This is a genomic window from Arthrobacter sp. SAFR-023 (assembly GCF_051965295.1).
In the GTDB taxonomy this organism is placed as follows: domain Bacteria; phylum Actinomycetota; class Actinomycetes; order Actinomycetales; family Micrococcaceae; genus Arthrobacter.
Genome location: NZ_JBQCMF010000001.1, coordinates 125151 through 144428, shown reverse-complemented (window position 1 = coordinate 144428; position 19278 = coordinate 125151). Strand labels below are relative to the sequence as shown.

The 19278-nt window shown below is 68.2% G+C and carries 20 protein-coding genes; 16 read left to right on the top strand and 4 right to left on the bottom strand.

The genetic code is table 11. From position 1 onward, the window contains the following. The first annotated feature begins 23 nt into the window (after positions 1-23). From ACTHQX_RS00670 to ACTHQX_RS00640, 7 genes are all read left to right on the top strand, one after another. Positions 24-1001 carry a co-chaperone YbbN gene (locus ACTHQX_RS00670; protein WP_440155162.1) on the top strand — a complete coding sequence of 326 codons (978 nt, stop codon included), beginning with the start codon at positions 24-26 and terminating at the stop codon, positions 999-1001. Positions 1002-1006: 5 nt separating this feature from the next. Then, on the top strand, positions 1007-2104 hold the full coding sequence (locus ACTHQX_RS00665; RefSeq protein ID WP_440155482.1) for an NADH:flavin oxidoreductase/NADH oxidase: 1098 nt from the start codon (positions 1007-1009) through the stop codon (positions 2102-2104). Between the two features lie 84 nt (positions 2105-2188). Further along, entirely contained in the window at positions 2189-2953 is a 765-nt protein-coding gene (locus ACTHQX_RS00660; RefSeq protein ID WP_190602120.1) for an ABC transporter ATP-binding protein, read from the top strand. Continuing rightward, positions 2935-4506 (top strand): transporter, encoded by a 1572-nt coding sequence (locus ACTHQX_RS00655; protein ID WP_440155160.1) that lies wholly within the window; start codon positions 2935-2937, stop codon positions 4504-4506. Before ACTHQX_RS00660 ends, ACTHQX_RS00655 begins: the two co-directional genes overlap by 19 nt. Positions 4507-4587: 81 nt before the next feature. Continuing rightward, on the top strand, positions 4588-5370 hold the full coding sequence (nagB, locus tag ACTHQX_RS00650) for a glucosamine-6-phosphate deaminase (protein WP_440155158.1): 783 nt from the start codon (positions 4588-4590) through the stop codon (positions 5368-5370). Positions 5371-5421: 51 nt separating this feature from the next. After that, positions 5422-5763 (top strand): DUF3039 domain-containing protein, encoded by a 342-nt coding sequence (locus ACTHQX_RS00645; RefSeq protein WP_440155157.1) that lies wholly within the window; start codon positions 5422-5424, stop codon positions 5761-5763. Continuing rightward, positions 5763-7541: a DEAD/DEAH box helicase gene (locus ACTHQX_RS00640; protein ID WP_111905907.1), complete on the top strand. Its 1779-nt coding sequence runs from the start codon at positions 5763-5765 to the stop codon at positions 7539-7541. The genes ACTHQX_RS00645 and ACTHQX_RS00640 overlap by 1 nt, the downstream gene beginning before the upstream one ends. 38 nt (positions 7542-7579) lie before the next feature. Here the strand turns inward: ACTHQX_RS00640 and ACTHQX_RS00635 are convergent, their stop codons facing one another. Together ACTHQX_RS00635 and ACTHQX_RS00630 are read right to left on the bottom strand one after the other, a co-directional pair. After that, complete coding sequence (locus ACTHQX_RS00635) at positions 7580-8215, bottom strand: isochorismatase family protein (protein WP_440155155.1); 636 nt, start codon at positions 8213-8215, stop codon at positions 7580-7582. 19 nt (positions 8216-8234) lie between these two features. Beyond that, the gene (locus ACTHQX_RS00630; RefSeq protein WP_440155153.1) at positions 8235-9563 is read right to left on the bottom strand and encodes a nicotinate phosphoribosyltransferase; all 1329 of its coding nucleotides are present in this window, start codon (positions 9561-9563) and stop codon (positions 8235-8237) included. A 155-nt stretch (positions 9564-9718) separates the two neighbouring features. On the opposite strand from ACTHQX_RS00630, the gene clpS reads away from it, so the two are divergent. The 6 genes from clpS (at position 9719) to rdgB (ending at position 14115) form a co-directional block, all read left to right on the top strand. Further along, positions 9719-10096 (top strand): ATP-dependent Clp protease adapter ClpS, encoded by a 378-nt coding sequence (gene clpS, locus ACTHQX_RS00625; RefSeq protein ID WP_102972085.1) that lies wholly within the window; start codon positions 9719-9721, stop codon positions 10094-10096. Continuing rightward, on the top strand, positions 10089-10655 hold the full coding sequence (locus tag ACTHQX_RS00620) for a DUF2017 domain-containing protein (RefSeq protein WP_440155151.1): 567 nt from the start codon (positions 10089-10091) through the stop codon (positions 10653-10655). Before clpS ends, ACTHQX_RS00620 begins: the two co-directional genes overlap by 8 nt. Before the next feature lie 141 nt (positions 10656-10796). Further along, positions 10797-11822 carry a glutamate racemase gene (murI, locus tag ACTHQX_RS00615; RefSeq protein ID WP_440155149.1) on the top strand — a complete coding sequence of 342 codons (1026 nt, stop codon included), beginning with the start codon at positions 10797-10799 and terminating at the stop codon, positions 11820-11822. After that, on the top strand, positions 11819-12616 hold the full coding sequence (locus ACTHQX_RS00610) for an MBL fold metallo-hydrolase (RefSeq protein ID WP_440155147.1): 798 nt from the start codon (positions 11819-11821) through the stop codon (positions 12614-12616). Before murI ends, ACTHQX_RS00610 begins: the two co-directional genes overlap by 4 nt. A gap of 69 nt (positions 12617-12685) precedes the next feature. Further along, on the top strand, positions 12686-13444 hold the full coding sequence (rph, locus tag ACTHQX_RS00605) for a ribonuclease PH (RefSeq protein WP_078026682.1): 759 nt from the start codon (positions 12686-12688) through the stop codon (positions 13442-13444). Next, on the top strand, positions 13441-14115 hold the full coding sequence (gene rdgB, locus ACTHQX_RS00600) for an RdgB/HAM1 family non-canonical purine NTP pyrophosphatase (RefSeq protein ID WP_440155146.1): 675 nt from the start codon (positions 13441-13443) through the stop codon (positions 14113-14115). Before rph ends, rdgB begins: the two co-directional genes overlap by 4 nt. Positions 14116-14181: 66 nt before the next feature. Here the strand turns inward: rdgB and ACTHQX_RS00595 are convergent, their stop codons facing one another. Then, the gene (locus tag ACTHQX_RS00595) at positions 14182-14955 is read right to left on the bottom strand and encodes a VTT domain-containing protein (protein WP_236809355.1); all 774 of its coding nucleotides are present in this window, start codon (positions 14953-14955) and stop codon (positions 14182-14184) included. Positions 14956-15023: 68 nt separating this feature from the next. Here ACTHQX_RS00595 and ACTHQX_RS00590 point away from each other — a divergent pair, with 68 nt between their 5' ends. After that, entirely contained in the window at positions 15024-16049 is a 1026-nt protein-coding gene (locus tag ACTHQX_RS00590) for an exonuclease domain-containing protein (RefSeq protein ID WP_440155144.1), read from the top strand. Between the two features lie 395 nt (positions 16050-16444). Next, complete coding sequence (locus ACTHQX_RS00585; RefSeq protein WP_440155143.1) at positions 16445-17068, top strand: DUF4395 domain-containing protein; 624 nt, start codon at positions 16445-16447, stop codon at positions 17066-17068. On the opposite strand, the gene ACTHQX_RS00580 is transcribed toward ACTHQX_RS00585, so the two are convergent. Then, the gene (locus ACTHQX_RS00580) at positions 16966-18081 is read right to left on the bottom strand and encodes an ADP-ribosylglycohydrolase family protein (protein WP_440155141.1); all 1116 of its coding nucleotides are present in this window, start codon (positions 18079-18081) and stop codon (positions 16966-16968) included. The two genes, ACTHQX_RS00585 and ACTHQX_RS00580, sit on opposite strands and share 103 nt — an antisense overlap. A 232-nt stretch (positions 18082-18313) precedes the next feature. Between ACTHQX_RS00580 and ACTHQX_RS00575 the strand changes: the two genes are divergently transcribed. After that, the gene (locus ACTHQX_RS00575) at positions 18314-19276 is read left to right on the top strand and encodes an MIP/aquaporin family protein (RefSeq protein ID WP_440155139.1); all 963 of its coding nucleotides are present in this window, start codon (positions 18314-18316) and stop codon (positions 19274-19276) included. Positions 19277-19278 lie beyond the last annotated feature (2 nt).

Here is a 19278-nt window from a genome sequence, read left to right as displayed (position 1 = left end):
CTCTTGTGGCTAGAGTGGGAGCTATGAGTTCGCCAGCTTCCCGCCCTGTCCCTTCGGCCGCGAGCCAGCTTAACCTTCGCGGCGCCGTCGACCTCTCCTCCCTCAAGCAGCGCCCGGCGCCGCCGGCGCCTCCAGGCAAGACCGGCGCCGCTGATTCCCAGCAGGCCGACGCCGGACCCGCGCTCCGGGTGGACGTCACCGAGGCGAACTTCCAGAGCCTTGTGGAGCTGTCCGCCCAGGTGCCCGTGGTATTTGCCCTCTGGGCCGCCTATTCGCCCGAGTCCACCAGCGTGCTGGATGCGCTTGACCGGATCATCCAGAGTTACGGCGGCCGGCTGGTCCTCGCCGCCGCGGACATCGAAGCATTCCCGCAACTGGCCCAGGCGTTCCAGGTGCAGGCCGTTCCCACCGCCGTCGCCGTGCTCAAGGGCCAGCCGGTTCCGCTCTTCCAGGGTGGCGCCGACGAGGAGCAGATCCGCCCGCTGCTGGACGAACTGCTCACGGTTGCGGCCGCCAACGGAGTGACCGGCAACGTCGGAGGCGGCGCGGGCACATCGGAAGAATCTGCCCCGGCCCCTCTGCCGCCGCTTCACCAGAAGGCCTTCGACGCCATTGAAGAGGGTGACTACGCTGCTGCGGCCGCTGCCTACCGGCAGGCGCTCGTCGAGATGCCGGCGGACGCCGAGGCCAAGGCTGGCCTGGCGCAGGTGGAACTCATGGAACGCCTGCAGAGCCTTTCCGGACCTGAGGGCGAGGCACTGCGCCAGCTGGCCGCGGATGAACCGGACAACCTCACCGCCCAGCTGGGCATTGCCGACCTTGATCTCGCAGGCGGCCATGTGGAGGATGCCCTGAACCGCGTCGTCGCGTATATCGGCAGGAACTTCGGCCCGGAACGCGAGTCCGCCCGCGTGCGCCTGCTCGAGCTGTTCGAAGTTGTCGGAACCACCGATGAACGCGTGGGCAAGGCCCGCCAGGCCCTGGCACGGGTGCTGTTTTAGTGGCGGTGCCCGCGCTGTTCCAGCCCCTGACGCTGCGTTCCCTGGAACTGCAGCACCGCGGTTGGGTTTCGCCGATGTGCCAGTACAGCTGCGAACCTGACGAGGCCCCCGGAGTGCCCAACGACTGGCACCTCATGCACCTCGGATCGTTCGCCGCCGGGGGAGCGGCCCTCATCCTGACCGAGGCTGCGGCTGTCAACGCCGAAGGGCGCATCAGCCCGCGCGACGCGGGGCTGTACAAGGACGAGCAGGCGGAGGGCTGGGAGCGGATCGTCCGCTTCGTGCACCGCCACGGCGTCGCCGACGCCAAGATCGGTGCCCAGCTGGCCCATGCGGGACGGAAGGCGTCCACCTACTGGCCGTTTTCGGGCCGGAGCGGATCGGTCCCGGCGTCCGAGGGCGGCTGGGAGACAGTGGGACCGGGCACCCAGACGTTCGACGGCTACGCGCCGCCCGCGGCCATGACCGAGGATGACATCGGGCGCGTCATCGCGGATTTCGCCGCCGCTGCAAGCCGCGCCGTCGGCATCGGCTTTGACACCATCGAGCTGCACGGGGCCCACGGCTACCTCTTGCACCAGTTCCAGAGCCCGCTGATCAACGACCGCACGGACGCCTGGGGAGGCGATGCGGAGGGACGCAACCGGCTGACCCTGGCCGTCATCGACGCTGTCCGCAATGTCATCCCGGAGTCCATGCCGCTGCTGCTTCGCATCTCGGCAACCGACTGGGCAGAGGGCGGCATCAGCGTTGAGGACTCGGTCAGCCTGGCCGCGCAGGCCGCCGAACGGGGAGTGGACCTGGTGGACGTGTCCAGCGGCGGGGCCGTGGCGCACCAGCAGATCCAGCCCGGGCCGGGCTACCAGACGGAGTTCGCAGCCCGGATCCGCCGCGAAACAGGAGTCGCCACCGGCACTGTGGGGCTGCTAACGTCCCCCGGGCAGGCCGAACATGTGGTGGCCACCGGACAGGCCGACGGCGTCTTTATCGCCCGGGCGGCACTGCGGGATCCGCACTGGTGGCTGCGGGCCGCCTTTGAACTCGGCCACGAGCTGCGCTGGGCGCCGCAGTACGAACGGGCCGTGCCGCGCCGCACGTTCTGACAGCTTTTCGGCGTACCGCGTCAGTACGTTTTCTACTCCTTCCGGAGGATCCCCCCGGCGAGAGGCCAAGACTAGGGTAAGTGCATGAGCACTCCCTTAACAGCCCTCTCGATCAGGGGGCTTGCCAAGCGCTTCGGCACCAAGATCGCTGTGGACGGCATCAGCCTCGACGTTCCCGCCGGTTCATTCTTCGGCATTGTCGGGCCCAACGGTGCCGGCAAGACCACCACCCTGTCCATGGCCACGGGCCTGCTCCGCCCCGACTTCGGAACGGCGGTGGTCCACGGGGTGGATGTGTGGGCGCAGCCGCTGGAAGCCAAAAAGCTGATGGGCATCCTGCCCGACGGAGTGCGGCTCTTTGACCGGCTCAGCGGTGAGCAGCTGGTCACCTACGCCGGGCTGCTCCGGGGCATGGACAGGGCCGTGGTGGCTGCCCGTGTGGGGGAGTTGCTCGCTGCTTTGGACCTCAGCCAGGACGCGGGCACCCTCGTGGTGGATTACTCCGCCGGCATGACCAAGAAGATCGCGCTGGCCTCCGCGCTGATCCATGCTCCGAAGGTCCTCGTGCTGGATGAGCCCTTCGAATCCGTGGATCCCGTCTCCGCCGCCAACATCAGGGACATCCTGGAGAGGTACGTGGCCACGGGCGGTACCGTGATCGTGTCCAGCCACGTGATGGACCTCGTGCAGCGGATGTGCGACCACGTCGCCGTGATTGCCGGCGGCCGGATCCTGGCTGCCGGAACGGTGGACCAGGTGCGGGCCGGCGCGAGCCTGGAGGAGAGGTTCGTGCAGCTTGTGGGCGGCAGGAGCCAGACGGAGGGGCTCGAATGGTTGCGCACCTTCTGAGGCTGAAGCTCACGCTGCTGCGAAACGGCCTGAAGCGCAGCCCGTGGCAGCTGGTGGGGCTGGCCTTTGGCGGACTGTATGCGCTGGGCATCGTGGGCATGTGCGTGGTGCTGCTGGTCCTCCTCCGCCAGGAGGATCCGGGCCTGGCCCAGACCTTTGTGGTGCTCGGCGGCTCGGCCGCTCTGCTGGGCTGGGGGATTGTGCCCGTCATTGCCTCGGCCGTGGACATGACTCTGGACCCGGCCCGGTTCACGACGTCGGCCGTGCCCTTGCCGCAGCTGCTGGCCGGCCTCGCACTCGGCGGCCTCATCGGGCTCCCGGGGCTGGCCACTTTGCTCGTCGCTTTGGGAACCGTGGTCACCTGGTCGCGCGGTGTGCTGCCAGCCGTGGGCGCGCTGGTGGGCGCCATCCTGGGCGTGCTCACCTGTGTGGTGTTCTCCCGCGTCGTCACAACGGCCACTGCAAGCCTGGCTGCCTCACGGCGTTTCAAGGACGTCAGCGGGATTGCCTTCATGGTTCCACTGGTCCTCCTCGGCCCCATCACCGCCGGCATCTTCCAGGGGATGGGGGGATCAGGAGCCTTCCTGTCCGAGCTGGCCGGCAGGATCTCCTGGACGCCGCTGGGGGCCGCCTGGTCACTGGGCGGCGACCTCGAAAGGGGCCAGACTGGCCCGGCAGGACTCAAGCTGCTCATCGCCGTGGCCACGCTCGCCGGGCTTTCCTGGTGCTGGAAGCTGCTGCTCGAACGCGCGCTGGTCACGCCGCCCTATGCCGGAAGCAGCCGCCGGAAGGGCGGGCGGCTGGGGCTCTTCGCGCTCCTGCCCGGCACGCCGGCCGGTGCCATCACGGCACGGGCCCTCACCTACTGGTTCCGCGATCCCCGGTACTCAGGTTCGCTGGTGGTCATTCCGCTGTTGCCGGTTGTCCTGGCCTTCCAAGGCAGCCAAACCAACGACTATGGCGTCCTGATGGTCACCGGGCCGCTTACCGCGTTCCTGCTGGCGTGGTCCATCTCGGGGGATGTCTCGTACGACAACACCGCGTTTGCCCTGCACCTGGCCGCAGGCGTGCGGGGCGTCCATGACCGGCTGGGGCGCGCGCTGGCCTGCCTGGCGTTTGCGCTGCCCGCCGTGCTGGTTCTCGCCATTGTGCCGTTCTTCATCACAGGGGACTGGACGTGGTGGCCCTCCATCTTGGGGATATCCGTGGGAGTGCTACTGACCGGGCTGGGCCTGTCGTCCGTGGTATCCGCCCGCTACACGATTGCCGTACCTCTTCCCGGTGACAGCCCGTTCAAGAAGCCCCCGGGCAACGTGGGGCAGACCCTCGCCGTCCAGTTTGGCGGGATGGGTGTCCTCCTGGTGCTGGTCCTCCCGGAGGCCGGCCTGGTCCTGGCTCAGGTACTTACGGGTGATCCGCTGTTCGGCTGGGTCAACCTGGCGCTTGGCCCCGTCCTGGGCGCGGCTTTGTTCATTGTGGGGGTCCGGGTGGGCGGGCGCTGGCTTGATGCCCGCGGCCCCGAGCTCCTGGCCCAGGTCGCTGTTAACCGGTGAAGACCCCCAACCGCTGAGTGCCCCTGCCGGGCGGGGACCCGCCGTGGTTGACTAGCAGGACAGCTGAGAGAAAGGCCGGAAATGGAAGTCGTCATACTTCCGGGCGGCAAGCAGATTGCCTCCCTCGTGGCGGACGCGGTGGAAAGCCTGCTGCGGAGCAAGCCCGACGCCGTGCTGGGGCTGGCCACGGGATCATCGCCGCTGCCGGTCTACGAGGAACTTGCCCGGCGCCACGAACAGGCCGGCCTGGACTTCAGCCGCGCCTGCGCCTTCACCCTGGATGAGTACGTCGGGCTGGAGCCCGGACACCCCGAGTCCTACCGGGAGGTGATCCGCCGCGATTTCGCGAACCGGGTCAACATCGACCCCGGGAACGTCCTCGGACCGGACGGAAGCGCTGCGGACATCCCGGCAGCCTGCCGGGCCTACGAGGACCGGATCAGGGAGCGCGGCGGCATCGACCTGCAGCTCCTGGGCCTGGGAACCGACGGGCACATCGGCTTCAACGAGCCGGGATCATCGCTGGCATCCCGCACCCGGATCAAGTCGCTCATCGAGCAGACCCGGCGCGACAACGCCCGCTTTTTCGACAGCCTTGAAGAGGTTCCGCACCATGTGGTGACCCAGGGGCTGGGCACCATCCTCGAGTCGCGGCACGCGATCCTGATTGCCACCGGCGCCCAGAAGGCGCAGGCCGTCCACGACCTTGTGGAGGGGCCCCTTGCCGCGATCTGCCCTGCCTCTGTCCTGCAGTTGCACCCCCATGCCTCCATCGTGGTGGACGAGGCCGCCGCGTCGTCACTGAAGCTCGCCGACTACTACCGGCACACCTTCGACCACAAACCGGCGTGGCAGGGGCTCTGACAGCAACCTGCGCCCGGGTCCTCCCGCGGCCGCCCGTCCGGAACGGCTAAGATGGATGCCATGAGTAGCACGACGGATCCTCTCGACAACGACCCCATGCGTGAGCTTTCCGGCACCGGATCGTCCACCGCAACCATTGAGCGCGAGGAACTGCGCCAGGAAGTGGAGCCCGGCGACCGTGAGCGCTTCTCGCACTACGTGCGCAAGGAAAAGATCATGGAGTCCGCCATGACGGGCGAACCGGTCATCGCGCTGTGCGGCAAGGTCTGGACGCCCGGACGGGATCCGCAGAAGTTCCCAGTGTGCCCGGAGTGCAAAGAGGTCTATGACGGCCTCCGCCCGGGCAACGACGGCGGCAAGGGGTCCGGCGGAGACTCAGGCAACAACAAGTAGTGACGGAGACACTCTTCGGCGGACCCACCCTGCCTCCGGCTTATCCGGAACGTGCAGCCTGGGGAACCGCCCAGAAGCTCCGTGCCTGGCAGCAGGAAGCCCTGGACCTTTACTTCAGCAAGGCTCCCCGCGACTTCATGGCCGTGGCCACGCCCGGCGCCGGCAAAACCACCTTTGCGCTCAGGGTGGCCTCCATGCTCATCGAGGCCGGCACGGTGAACCGCGTAACCATCGTGGCGCCCACCGACCACCTGAAGCGGCAGTGGGCTGACGCCGCCGCGCGCGTCGGCATCGCGATTGACCCCAACTTCAAGAATTCCGACGGCCAACACGGCCGCGGATTCATCGGCGTGGCCGTGACCTATGCGCAGGTGGCAAGCAAGCCCATGCTGCACCGGGCCAAGACCGAAGCCGCCCGCACCCTGGTGATCCTTGATGAGATCCACCACGGCGGCGAGGCGTTGTCCTGGGGCGACGGTCTCCGCGAGGCCTTCGACCCCGCGGCCCGGCGGCTGTCCCTGACCGGTACGCCCTTCCGCTCGGATACCTCACCCATTCCGTTCGTGGAGTACACCGAGGACCGCGAGGGCATCCGTCGCTCCAAATCGGACTACACCTACGGCTACGGCAATGCGCTCCGTGACCATGTGGTGCGGCCGGTCATCTTCATGGCCTATTCCGGGCAGATGCGCTGGCGCACCAGCGCGGGTGACGAGATGGCCGCCTCCCTCGGCGAGGCCGCGGTCACCAAGGACATCACGTCGCAGGCATGGCGGACCGCCCTGAACCCCGCGGGGGAATGGATTCCCGCCGTCCTGGCGGGAGCGGACAAGCGGCTCAGCGAGGTCCGGCGGTCCGTTCCCGACGCCGGCGGCCTGGTGATCGCCACCGACCACGAGGACGCCCGGGCGTACGCCGGCCAGCTCAAGAAGATCACGGGTGAGTCGCCGACGGTGATCCTCTCCGATGATGCGAAGGCCTCAAACAAGATTGAGGAGTTCAGCGCGGGCAACCAGCGCTGGATGGTTGCCGTGCGCATGGTGTCCGAAGGCGTGGACGTGCCGCGTCTTTCGGTGGGCGTCTACGCCACGTCCACCTCCACCCCCTTGTTCTTCGCCCAGGCAGTGGGCCGCTTTGTGCGTTCCCGGAAACGGGGCGAGACGGCCTCGGTCTTCCTGCCGTCCGTTCCCCCGCTGATGGCGCTGGCCAACAGCATGGAAGCCGAACGTGACCATGCCCTGGACCGGCCGCAGAACGATGACGGGGACGGCCTGATGGACCTCGAAGAGTCGCTGATGGACGAGGCGAACCGCGAGGAGAAGGCGTCGGACAGCCTGACCAAAGGCAAGTTTGAGGCTCTGGACTCGCAGGCTTCCTTCGACCGTGTGCTGTTTGATGGCGGCGAGTTCGGCACCGGAGGCGACATCGGCTCCGAGGATGAGCTCGACTTCCTCGGCATCCCGGGCCTGCTGGACGCCGAGCAGGTGGGCATGCTGTTGCGCCAGCGCCAGCACGAGCAGCAGGGCCGCAAGAAACGCCAGGGCCCTGCGGCAGCGCCCGCCGCCCCCGCGGTACCCGACCACCGGATGCTGATGGACCTGCGGAACGAGCTGGCCAAGAACGTGGCGGCCTGGTCCGCACGGACGGGCACCCCGCACGGCGTGGTGCACACGAAGCTGCGGACCGTCTGCGGCGGCCCTCCGGTGGCACAGGCCAACGAGGAGCAGCTCCAGTCCAGGCTGAAGAAGCTCCAGGACTGGTTCATCGGCAGGACTTAACGCCGCACGACGTAGGCAGGCGGGAACCAGGCGCGAACCTACTCGAGGTCCACGCCGCCCAGCTCCATTTCGGCGTAGGTGTCGTCGAGGTCACCGGCGATACCCGCCGTCAGCCGTTTGATCACGGTGACGGCGTAGCCAGCCTGGACGGCATCCAGTGACGTCGCCATGACGCAGTGGTCGGTGGCGAGGCCCACCACCACGACGTCCTCCACGTCGTGGCTCTGGAGCCAGTCGTCGAGGCCGATCGCGTCTTCTTCAGGAGCGTAACCGGGGTCGGCAGCACCCGGCAGGGAGCCGGGCTGCCGCTCGCCGGTGGGGACGGCGTCCTCCGGCGCAAGCAGGCCTTCGAACCCGGAATAGGCCGCGGTGTACAGGCCCTTGTGGAAGTAGGCCTGGATGTGTTCGGTGTCCAGTTCCGGGTGCAGCTCAGCACCCGGGCTCCCGGCCACGCAGTGCGGCGGCCAGGTGTCCTTGAAGTCCGGGGCTTCCGAGAAATGTGTGCCCGGATCGATGTGCCAGTCCTGCGTGGCCACGATGTGGTCGAACTGGCCGTGGTGGTTCTCGACGTACTCGCTGATGGCCCCGGCCACGGCGGCCCCGCCCTCCACCGGCAGCGCGCCGCCCTCGCAGAAATCGTTCTGGACGTCGACGATGATGAGTGCCCGTGCCATCAGTTCTCCTCAGTTCCCATCAGTTGTCCTCATAGAGCGTGGGGATGGCCGGCTCGCCGCGGTGCAGACGGTGGACTACCGAGGGCAGTTCGGCCATGGAATCGGCGTGGCGCTGCCGGGCGCGCAGGACGCCTTCGTGGCCGGTCCAGCCGGGCAGGAGCTCGCCGTTCTTGATGAACTGCTGCAGCAGCGCCCGGTCATTGCCGTCGTCCGCCGGCCGGTGGCCCACCCCGATGAGCTCCTGCGTGGCCGTGCCGTTGTCGTTGAGCCGGCGGAGGGCGTACTTGCGCCCGCCCTTGCTCGTCTTGTTCTTGGCGGCCTTGGCCACCGAAACGAACTCCCCGGCGTCGTTGGTCCGGCTGACCAGCTTGTAAACCATGCTGGCGGTGGGTGCCCCGGAGCCCGTCACGAGGGACGTGCCCACCCCGTAGGAGTCGACGGGGGCGGACTGCAGGGCCGCAATGGCGTATTCGTCCAGGTCCGAGGTCACCGTGATGCGGGTGCGTTCGTTGCCCAGGTCATCCAGCAGTTGCCGGACCCACTGCGCCTGCTCCACCAGGTCGCCGGAGTCCAGCCGCACGGCGCCCAACTTGTCCCCGGCGATGTCAACGGCCGTACGGACGGCGGTCTCGACGTCGTACGTGTCCACCAGCAGTGAGGTGCCGGCCCCCAGGGAGGCGATCTGCGCCTCAAAGGCGTCCCGCTCGGTGTCGTGGAGCAGCGTGAAGGAGTGGGCGGCGGTGCCCACCGTCTTGAGCCCGTACCGGAGCCCGGCCTCGAGGTTTGAGGTGCTGTCGAATCCGGCGATGACGGCGGCACGGGCGGCAGCCGTGGCTGATTCCTCCTGGGTCCGCCGGGACCCCATCTCGATGCAGGGCCGCTGGCCGGCCGCCATCACCATGCGCGAGGCCGCCGAGGCGATGGCGCTGTCGTGGTTGAGGACGGACAGGATGTAGGTCTCCAGGATGCATGCCTCGGCGAACGTTGATTCGACGATCAGGATGGGGGAGTTGGGGAAGTACGCCTCGCCTTCGGCGTATCCCCAGATGTCGCCGGTGAAGCGGAAGTCAGCCAGGTAGTCGAGCGTCTCCTTGTTAACCACGCCGGTGCGTGCCAGGAATTCGAGTTCCGCGTCGCCGAACCGGAACGCCATGATGCCTTCGAGCAGCCTGCCCGTCCCGCCGACAATCCCGTAGCGGCGCCCGTCCGGGAGCCGGCGCGCGAACGCCTCGAACACTGCCTTGCGGTGCGCGGCGCCGGAATGGAGGGCCCCCTGCAGCATGGTCAGCTCGTAATGGTCGGTGAACAGGGACGTGCGGGGCTGCTCCCAGCCGGCGGAGTTACTCACAAAAATCACTCTAGTCCCCACCGGCTCCCACGTCTCGCTTCGCTTCGCCGCGGGGCCCTCGCCGGCGTGGGCCCACCCACCGGCTCCCACGTCTCGCTTCGCTTCGCCGTGGGGCCCTCGCCGGCGTGGGCCCAGCACCGCCATAGAATGGACAGATGACCTTAAGTGTTGCGCTCGGCCCTGACACCCAGGAGAGCACCCAGACCGGAACGGCGGTGTCCACCGACGCGCTGACCGCCCCGGACGTCCCTTGGAACCTTGTCATCTGGAATGACCCCGTCAATCTCATGAGCTACGTCAGCTACGTGTTCCAGAGCTATTTCGGCTACTCGGAAACCAAAGCCAACAAGCTGATGCTTGAGGTCCACAGGAAGGGCCGCTCCATCGTTGCCCACGGCAGCAAGGAACAGGTGGAGCAGCACGCGGTGGCGATGCACGGGTTCGGCCTGTGGGCCACCGTGGAGAAGGCTACCGGCGGAGACAGCGGGGGCGGCAAACGCGGCCCGGGCAAGGGCAAGGGAAAACGTGGCTAAGGCTTTCAAATACGGACTCAAAGGCATCTCCGGCTTTCTGGAACCGGCCGAGAGGGAACTGCTCCGCAGCCTCTTCGCCGATGTCATCTCCATGCTGGAGCCTGCGGACCGCGGCTCCGAGGATCCGCTCGCCGCCATGATCGGACTGGACATGGAGGTCCGGGAACCGTCGGACCGCGCCCTCCGCCGGCTGCTGCCCAACGCAGTGAAGGACGACGCCGCGGCCTCGCTTGAGTTCCGCCAGCTCACCGAACGCTCACTGAGGGAAAGCAAGATCGGCGCGCTGCGCGCCGCCGCGCTGGGCCTGGATAAGGACGAGCTCGTCCTGACACCGGCTGATGCCCGCCACTGGTCCACCGCGCTCAATGACGTGCGGCTGGTGCTCGCGGAACGGCTCGACATCCGTGACGAGGCGGACGCGGACCACGTCCACCAGATGCAGGACTGGTCCCAGGCCGAGGACGTGGAAAGCTACCTCGCCCTGGTTTACAACTTCACCACGTGGCTGCAGGAATCCCTCGTGCAGGCGATGCTGCAGTCACTGGACACGCGGCCCTGAGCCGTTCCGGCGGTGAACTTTTCCGCCACTGGGCGGCTTCGGCGATGAGCCGCTTCGGCCTCCGGATGTGACAAATTCGACACGAGTCGCCCGCCACAAGTGATGGCCGCACCTCACGGGAAGACCTATCCTCAAATAATCATGACTTCAGCATCGAGCATGGATCCGGCAGCGGGAGCTGCAGCGGAGTCCGCAACGGCCGACGGCGTAAATGTGGGATCGCTGCCGATCGGCGTCTTCGACTCCGGTGTCGGCGGCCTCACGGTGGCGCGGTCAATCATCGACCAGCTGCCGAATGAATCCATCCTCTACGTCGGCGATACCGCCCACGGCCCGTACGGGCCGCTGCCCATCGCAGAGGTGCGCGCCAACGCCCTCGGCGTCATGGACGAACTCGTGGACTCCGGCGTCAAGCTGCTCACCATCGCCTGCAACTCGGCGTCGGCCGCGGTGCTGCGGGACGCCCGTGAGCGGTACACGGCGCGTTACGGAATTCCCGTCATTGAGGTGATCCAGCCGGCCGTGCGCCGCGCCGTCGCAGCCACCCGCAGCGGCCGCGTCGGCGTGATCGGCACCTCCGCCACTGTGGGCTCCCGGGCCTACGAGGACACCTTCGCCGCGGCGCCTGACCTGGCGATCACCTCCGTGGCCTGCCCGGCATTCGTGCCGTACGTGGAGGCCGGCATCACCACGGGGCCGGAACTTCTCGACGTCGCCCGCGAGTACCTTGAGCCGCTGAAAGCCGCCGGTGTGGACACCGTGGTGCTGGGCTGCACGCACTATCCGCTCCTGACCGGCGTGATCTCCTACGTCATGGGCGAGGACGTCACGCTGGTCTCCAGTGCCGAGGAAACCGCCAAGGACGTCTACCGGGCGCTGGCCAGCAACGGCCTCGAACGGACGGACCCGGCGCCGCCGGAGCACAGCTTCATCGCCACCGGCGATCCGGGCCAGTTCGAAGCCTTGGCCCGCAGGTTCCTGGGGCCGGAGGTGCTTAGCGTCAAGCACGTGGACCATGTCGCGGCACAGTACCCCACGGGCAGCCTGGCCCGGATCACCCCCGAAATGATCGCAGCCGCGCGGAACGCGGCCGCCCGCCCGCGCATCTCCAACTTCGTCGGGCAGGCCGCCGGCAGCGGGGCAGCCACCGGGGGGTCGTTCCAGTGAAGCTCACCATCGTCGGCTGCACGGGCTCATTTCCCGGCCCCGGATCGCCCGCGTCCTGCTACCTGCTGACTGCCAACGACGGCGGACGGGTGTGGAAAGTGGTCATGGACCTCGGCAGCGGGGCCCTGGGCGCCATCCAGCGGTACACGGACCTCGAGGACATCGACGCGATTTTCCTCACCCACCTGCACCCCGACCACTGCATGGACCTCTGCGGCCTGCACGTGGCGGTCCGTTGGAAGCCCGGCGGCTGGGACCGGGGCAGGATCCCCGTCTGGGGCCCCGCCGCCACCGCCGACAGGATGGCAACTGCCTACGGGCTGGACCTGGATCCGGGGATGCACGAGGAGTTCGACTTCACGAACTGGACCGAGCGCCAGTCCGTCACCGTCGGCCCCTTCACTGTCACGCCCTTCGCCGTGAACCACCCGGTCGAGGAGGCCTACGCGCTGCGCGTGGAGGTGACCGAACCGGACGCCGCCGGGAATGCCGTGACCCGCGTGCTGACCTATTCAGGCGATACCGACTCGTGCCGCGGGCTGGAGGAGGCGGCCAAGGACGCCGACCTCTTCCTCTGCGAAGCGGCCTTCGAGGAGGGCCGCGACGACGGCATCAAGGACGTCCACTTGACCGGCAAACGGGCCGCCGAGGCAGCCACCGCCGCCGGCGCCCGCCGCCTTCTCCTGACCCACATTCCGGTGTGGACGTCGCAGACCAAGGTCATGGCCGAGGCACGTCCCGCCTTCGCCGGTGACGTGGCCGTGGCCGTGGCGGGCGTGCACTACACCGTCTGACGCCGGGTTCCCTGCTGTGGCACCGTAAACGTGGCACCGTCGCGCCTGCAGCCTCGATAAGCTAAAGGCATGACTTCCGAAGCAACCACTGCCCCCGTCATCCGTGCCGACGGCCGCACCCCGGACCAGCTCCGGCCCATCAGCATCACCCGCGGCTGGTCCAAGCAGGCCGAGGGATCGGCCCTCATCGAGTTCGGCAACACCCGGGTCCTGTGCACCGCTTCCCTCACCGAAGGTGTTCCGCGCTGGCTCAAGGGCGAAGGCCGCGGCTGGGTGACCGCCGAATACGCCATGCTCCCGCGTGCCACGAACACCCGCTCGGACCGCGAGTCCGTCAAGGGCAAGATCGGCGGCCGCACCCACGAGATCTCCCGCCTGATCGGGCGCTCGCTGCGGTCGATCATCGACACCAAGGCTTTGGGGGAGAACACCATCGTGCTGGACTGTGATGTCCTGCAGGCCGACGGCGGAACCCGGACGGCGGCCATCACCGGCGCCTACGTGGCGCTCGCCGAGGCCATCCGCTTTGCCCGCGAGAACAAGATGATCGCCCGTAACGCCCAGCCGCTGGTGGACACCATCGCCGCCGTGTCCGTGGGGATCATCGACGGTATTCCGATGCTGGACCTGCCGTACATCGAGGATGTGCGGGCCGAAACCGACATGAACGTCGTGGTGACCGGCTCCGGCAAGTTCGTGGAGGTCCAGGGCACGGCCGAGGGCGCCCCCTTCGACCGCGACGAGCTCAACAAGCTGCTGGACCTGGCACTGCTGGGGACGGAACAGCTGGCCGCGATCCAGCGCGAGACCCTGGCCGAAGCTCCGTGAGCAGCGACAGCGCCGTCAGCGGCGTGCCCGAACCTGAAGCGGCACCCCGGCTGGTGCTGGCCACGCGCAACGCCGGGAAACTGCGGGAGCTGCGTGAGTTGCTGCGCGGGCAGATCCCGGGGCTCGACGTCGACACGCAGGTGGTGGACGCGGCCGCCGTCGGAGCCCCCGACGTCGCGGAAACCGGGGTGACCTTTGCGGAAAACTCGCTGCTGAAGGCGCGGGCGGTGGCCGAAGCGACGGGACTGGTGGCCCTCGCCGACGACTCCGGGCTGTCCGTGGATGTCCTGGGCGGCGCGCCGGGGATCTTCTCCGCGCGCTGGGCCGGCCGGCACGGTGACGACGACGCCAACCTGCACCTGCTGCTGGCCCAGCTGGCGGACGTGCCGGACGGCCACCGCGGGGCCGCCTTCGTGTGCGCCGCGGCGCTCGCCGTGCCGGCGTCGGCCTCCGTGGACGGGGCCCGCGAAGTGGTGGAGTACGGGCAGCTGGCCGGCACGCTGCTGCGTGAGCCGCGCGGCGAAGGCGGGTTCGGCTATGACCCCGTCCTGGAACCCGCGGGCCTGGACCGGAGCTGCGCCGAGCTCAGCCCGGAGGAGAAAAACGCCATCAGCCACCGGGGCCTGGCGTTCCGGGCACTGCTTCCCTCGATCGTCGAGGCCCTGCGGTAAAACGCTGACAGCACAAACAGCTAAGGCACCTCACGTGAGTGAGGTGCCTTAGCTGTTTCCGGGAGGTCAGTCGAGGTTGGTCTTGCGCTCGGCCTCAGGCTCGTGCTCCTCGATGAACTCCTCCACCGGGTCCGTCCCAAAGGCAGCGGCCTCGCGCTTGGCGGTCATGCCGCGCAGAACTTCAATGCCGACAGGAATCACCGAGAGCAGGACGATCACGATGAAGATGATGTCCAGGTTTTCCCGCACCCACGGGATCTTGTCGCCCAGCACGTAGCCGAGAAGCGTCACGCCGCCGCCCCAGAGGAGGGCGCCGATGACGTTGAAGAGGAAGAACTTGCGCTTGTCCATCTGGGCAACGCCGACGATGACGGGGACGAAGGTACGGATGATGGGCACAAAGCGCGCCAGGATCAGGGCCTTGCCGCCGTGCTTTTCGAAGAACTTGTGGGCACTGTCAACGTTCTCATGCTTGAAAAGCCTGGAGTCCGGCTTGTTGAAGATGGCGGGGCCCGCCTTGGACCCGATGAGATAGCCCGTCTGGTTGCCGATGATGGCGGACACGATGATCAGCGCGGCGAAGAGCCAGATATTGAATTTGATCGTGTCCGTCGCCACGAGCAGGCCCGCGGTGAACAGCATGGAATCGCCGGGCAGGAAGAACCCGATCAGCAGCCCGGTTTCGGCGAAGATGATCCCGCACACCAGCAGAACAACCCACGGGGCAAGGGCCGGGTCGGCGAGGAATATCTGGGGGTTGAGCCAATCGGGCAGGAATGATGCCAGATGCGGCTGGACGGGGCCGGCGCCACCCAGCGCGGGCACGGCAAAGTCGCTCAATGCATTAAAGTTCACGTTTCAAGGGTACTTGACGGGCTCAGCGCCCCTGCCGGGCTACAGTTGTCCCCGTGGGTTTGGACTTTACGGCGATCGACTTCGAGACCGCCAATGGCTTCCGCGGTTCGCCGTGCGCCGTTGGCCTCACCAAGGTCCGCAGCGGCGTCATCGTCGAGGAAGCCTCGTGGCTCATGCGGCCGCCGGAAAACCACGACTCGTTCGACTACCACAACGTCCGCGTCCACGGCATCAGGCCGGAGCAGGTGGCCGGCCGGCCCCGCTTTGGGGAGCTGTTCCCGGAGATCGGCGCATTCATCGGCGGTGACATCCTCGCGGCCCACAACGCAGCCTTCGACCTCGGCGTGATCCGCTCCGGGCTGGAAGTCTCGGGGCTTCCCGGCCCCGCCTACGACTATGTGTGCACCGTGATGCTCTCCCGGCGCTGTTACTCCCTGGTTTCGAATTCCCTGCCCTTTGCCGCCGAGGAAGCGGGCGTGCCGCTCGTGAACCACCACGATGCCGCCGAGGACGCCCGGGCGTGCGCCGGCATCCTCATCGACATCGCGGGGCGCAACCGGGCCAACAGTATCGCCGAGCTCTACCTTTCGCTTGGGCTGTCCATACCGCAACAGGCAGCGTTCGATCCGTCCAGCGGTGAGCTTTCCAATGCGACCGTCTCAGCCCTCGCCGCCGCGGGCGGCGGTGCTGACCGGGTGGTCCGGCCGTTCCGCAGCGGGTGGCCCGAGGAAGGGCCGAATCCCGAGCCCAATCCCGACGCCGAACCCGGGAACCCGCTGTTCGGCCAGACCGTCGTGTTCACCGGCCAGCTCGGGATGCCGCGGCCCGAGGCGAAGACCCGGTCCGCGGAACTGGGGGCGCGCCCGGAAAGCCGGGTCACGGCACGGACCAGCGTCCTCGTGGTGGGCGACGGCTTCGTGGCCGGCGACCTGCGCTCCGGCCGGCTCACCGGGAAAGCCAAACGGGTGCTGGAGCTGCACGACCGCGGCCAGGCCATCGAGGTGATCTCCGAAGGGGAGTTCCTGCAGATGGTGGGCGGCGCGCCCGTACACGGCGCCTCTGAATACATGGCGCAATAAAGCTACTCGCGCCGCCCACTGACCCTTCCTCACCTCTCGCGGGTTTCCCCAAACGCTCCCTCACATCCCGTCGGGTTTCTTCCGACGTGTCCTCACCTCTTGCAGGCTTTCTTCAAACGCTCCCTCACATCTTGAAGGCATTCTTCAAACGCGTCCTCATCTCGGCGGAACACACGGGCAACCCGACATGGCCCAGGCCCGGCTTCAAGTGAGGAAGGGTCGCACCAAGAGCGACAGGATCTCAGGGAGCGTCGTCAGAAAGGCGACAGGACCTGAGGAAGGATCGCGGGAGAACCGACATGATCTGAGGAAGCGTCCCGAAAGGCATGGGGGCGCAGAGTACACATGGCGCAATAAAGCTTCCCGGCGCCGCCGCCGCTCCCTAGCCTTGCCCCATGGGCAAACTAAGCGTTCCAGGTAAACCGGGCAAACCGCGCAGTCAGGACGGGCCGGGCTCCGTCTTCGCCTTTCCCAACCCGGTCAACGAGTACGCCGCGCGCATCACCGCCGGGCTGGTGGTCCTGCTGGCGGCCGCGACGCTGCTCACCGGCTTCGGCTGGGGCCTGGCCGTCATTGCCGCCGGCTTTTGGCTGCGCGTGCTGTTCGGCCCGAGGATTTCCCCGCTCGCCCTGCTTTCGGTCCGGGTCCTCGCCCCGCGGCTCGGACGGGCCAAGCTGGTGCCCGGTCCGCCCAAGCGCTTCGCCCAGCTCATTGGCGCTGCGATGTCCACGGCTGCCGCCGTCCTGCTGGCCGCCGGCCTCGCGCCTGCCGCGTGGATCTTGCTGGCCGTGCTGATTGTTGCCGCCTCGCTGGAGGCCTTCGCCGGGTTCTGCCTTGGCTGTGCCATCTTCGGCCTGCTGCAGCGCAAGGGCTTAATCCCCGAGGATGTCTGCGAGGCGTGCAACAACGTTTTCGCTCAGCCAGACGTGACGCCAACCAGCTGCCCGGCCATCCCGCGGATCACCTCGGGGGCCTCGAGCGCCGCAAGCCAGTCCGCAGGCAGGCAGTCCGTGCCGTAGTACGCACCGAGGATGTTTCCCGCGATGGAGCCAGTGGAATCGCTGTCGCCGCTGTGGTTGATGGCCACGGCGATCGCTGCCTTGAAATGCTCCACGGGATCGGGCGCGCGATCTCCCTCTGCGCTTTCTCCCTGTGTCCGGGGAGCCGTGGCCAGGACCGCGTACAGGCCGACGGCGAGAGCCTCCTCCGCCACCCAGCCCTCACCCAGTTCACGGACCAGGTCCTCCGGGCTGAGTACCGAGGCGCCGGCCTGGACGGCCTCACCGGCGAGCCGGACCGCGTCACCCAGCCGCTCACGGAGCTCGGGCGCCGCCTCGTTATCGCCCAGCACACGCTCAAGTGCGGCCTGCGCTGCCTCGGCCAGGCCGCTGCCCTGCACCAGGGAGTAGATGAGCAGGCTGAAAGCGCCCGCGCTCTGCCGCGCGGAGGGATGACCGTGCGTGAGCGACGCCGCGTCGGCGCTCAACTTGTACACGGAGTCCGCGGGAATGTGCGGAACCAGCCCGAAGGGGGCAGAACGCATCACGGTTCCGCAGCCCTTCGATTCGGGATTGACCGGACGGGCGGCCGTTCCCATTTCGCCGGTGGCCAGCCCGCTCAGGCAGGCGTTGCCGGGCGCCCGCCGGTGCCGCAGCACTTCCTGGGCGTCAATCCAGCGGGGCTGCGGCCGCGGCGCGGATTCGGGCACTGGCACGCCCTGCGTGTCCAGCCAGCGCAGGTACGCAAGCCACACGCAGGCGTTGGCGTCGGCGCCGACACCCGAGTTGGCCCATTCCAGGGCCTCGACTATCCCGTCGACCGTGTACAGCGTCATCTGGGTATCGTCCGAGAAGTGGGCTCCGCCGTCGAGCGCGGAAAAATCCCGGAGCCCGGCGGCGCCGAAACGGCGCCGGATCTCGGATATGGAATCGAACTCGACGGCGTAGCCGAGCGAGTCGCCCAGGGCGCCGCCGAGCAGGCAGCCATGGATGCGGGAGTCGGGGGAGGGAACGGTGCCGGGAACAGTGCTCATGCAGGCAAATTTACCTTCCCGCCGGCGCTGTCCCGGCTCAGGCCTTCCGGATGCTGTGGTGTCGACCGCTGCGCCCCCGACTGGGCTGTGATGTCGCACTCGCAATGCCGGGGGCCCGGCCGCCGGGCGATAAGCTCGGATTCAGCAACCGTCCAGACTTTGCTGCCAGACTGCTGGGGCCGGCTCCCGAAGCGAGCGCATTCCCCGCTGACAGAAACCAAAGGATTCTCCCATGAGCACCCCTGTGTCCGTCCCCCCGACCGATGACCGGCATTCCGCCGGAAGCAACGGATTCGAGCCCGGACTCCTGTCCAGGCTCGGAGCGGAGGCGTTCGGAACACTCTTTCTGGTGGTCGCCGGGCTGGGCGTGCCGCTCTTCACCCTGCCGCAGTCCAATCCGCTCCCTGGAGCACTCGCCGGAGGCCTGGCCGTGACGGCGGCGATGCTGGCCTTCGCATACATCTCTGGCGGGCACTTCAACCCGGCCATCACCCTGGGCAACCTCGTCGCCGGCAGGATCGGCATCGCCGCCGCGGCTGCCTACGTCGGCGCGCAGCTGGTCGGCGCAGCGGCAGGCGCGCTCGCCTTGTTCGGCATCCTCCGCACGGTGCCCAACATCCAGGACGCGCGTACGGCCTTCGACACTGTCACCGCCGGCTTCGGCGAGCACTCCGTGATCCAAACGTCGATGGCCGGTGTGCTGCTCGTGGAGGTGCTGGGAGCAGCCCTCCTGGTCGCCGTGTTCCTTGGCATGACGGCCCGCCGCAACAACCATGCGGCCGCCGCGCCCTTCGCCGTCGGGCTGGCATTTGCGGTGCTGCTGCAGCTGGGCCAGGCCCTTGGCAACGCGCCCTTCAACCCGGCCCGGGCCACCGCCTCGGCGCTCTTCAGCAGCAGCTGGGCGCTGGAGCAGCTCTGGCTGTTCTGGGTGGCCCCGATCGTCGGTGCCGGCATCGCAGGACTTGTTTTTCGTGGGTTCGCCGACGCCCAGGGCCGCGGTGCCGCCCTCGCGGACCACGCCGACGACGCCGCGGGCCACGCCGACGACGCCGCGGATTCCGCGTCTGACCCTGAGGGCGACTTCGACGGCACCTCGGGCCGAGAAGCAGCCGAAAAGCCCGCGTCCGCAGCGCCTGGTGCAGGCGGCGACGATGCGCGCGACTTCTTCGACGGGCCGCGCAGCAAGGAGTCCTGACG

Excerpts from the sequence above, each read along its gene's own strand:
- ACTHQX_RS00635 (WP_440155155.1), bottom strand. The coding sequence starts at position 8,215 with ATGGCACGGGCACTCATCATCGTCGACGTCCAGAACGATTTCTGCGAG.
- ACTHQX_RS00645 (WP_440155157.1), top strand. The coding sequence starts at position 5,422 with ATGGATGCCATGAGTAGCACGACGGATCCTCTCGACAACGACCCCATG.
- ACTHQX_RS00580 (WP_440155141.1), bottom strand. The coding sequence starts at position 18,081 with ATGAGCACTGTTCCCGGCACCGTTCCCTCCCCCGACTCCCGCATCCAT.
- ACTHQX_RS00575 (WP_440155139.1), top strand. The coding sequence starts at position 18,314 with ATGAGCACCCCTGTGTCCGTCCCCCCGACCGATGACCGGCATTCCGCC.
- rph (WP_078026682.1), top strand. The coding sequence starts at position 12,686 with ATGACTTCCGAAGCAACCACTGCCCCCGTCATCCGTGCCGACGGCCGC.
- murI (WP_440155149.1), top strand. The coding sequence starts at position 10,797 with ATGACTTCAGCATCGAGCATGGATCCGGCAGCGGGAGCTGCAGCGGAG.
- nagB (WP_440155158.1), top strand. The coding sequence starts at position 4,588 with ATGGAAGTCGTCATACTTCCGGGCGGCAAGCAGATTGCCTCCCTCGTG.
- ACTHQX_RS00655 (WP_440155160.1), top strand. The coding sequence starts at position 2,935 with ATGGTTGCGCACCTTCTGAGGCTGAAGCTCACGCTGCTGCGAAACGGC.
- ACTHQX_RS00585 (WP_440155143.1), top strand. The coding sequence starts at position 16,445 with ATGGGCAAACTAAGCGTTCCAGGTAAACCGGGCAAACCGCGCAGTCAG.
- ACTHQX_RS00670 (WP_440155162.1), top strand. The coding sequence starts at position 24 with ATGAGTTCGCCAGCTTCCCGCCCTGTCCCTTCGGCCGCGAGCCAGCTT.
- clpS (WP_102972085.1), top strand. The coding sequence starts at position 9,719 with ATGACCTTAAGTGTTGCGCTCGGCCCTGACACCCAGGAGAGCACCCAG.
- ACTHQX_RS00660 (WP_190602120.1), top strand. The coding sequence starts at position 2,189 with ATGAGCACTCCCTTAACAGCCCTCTCGATCAGGGGGCTTGCCAAGCGC.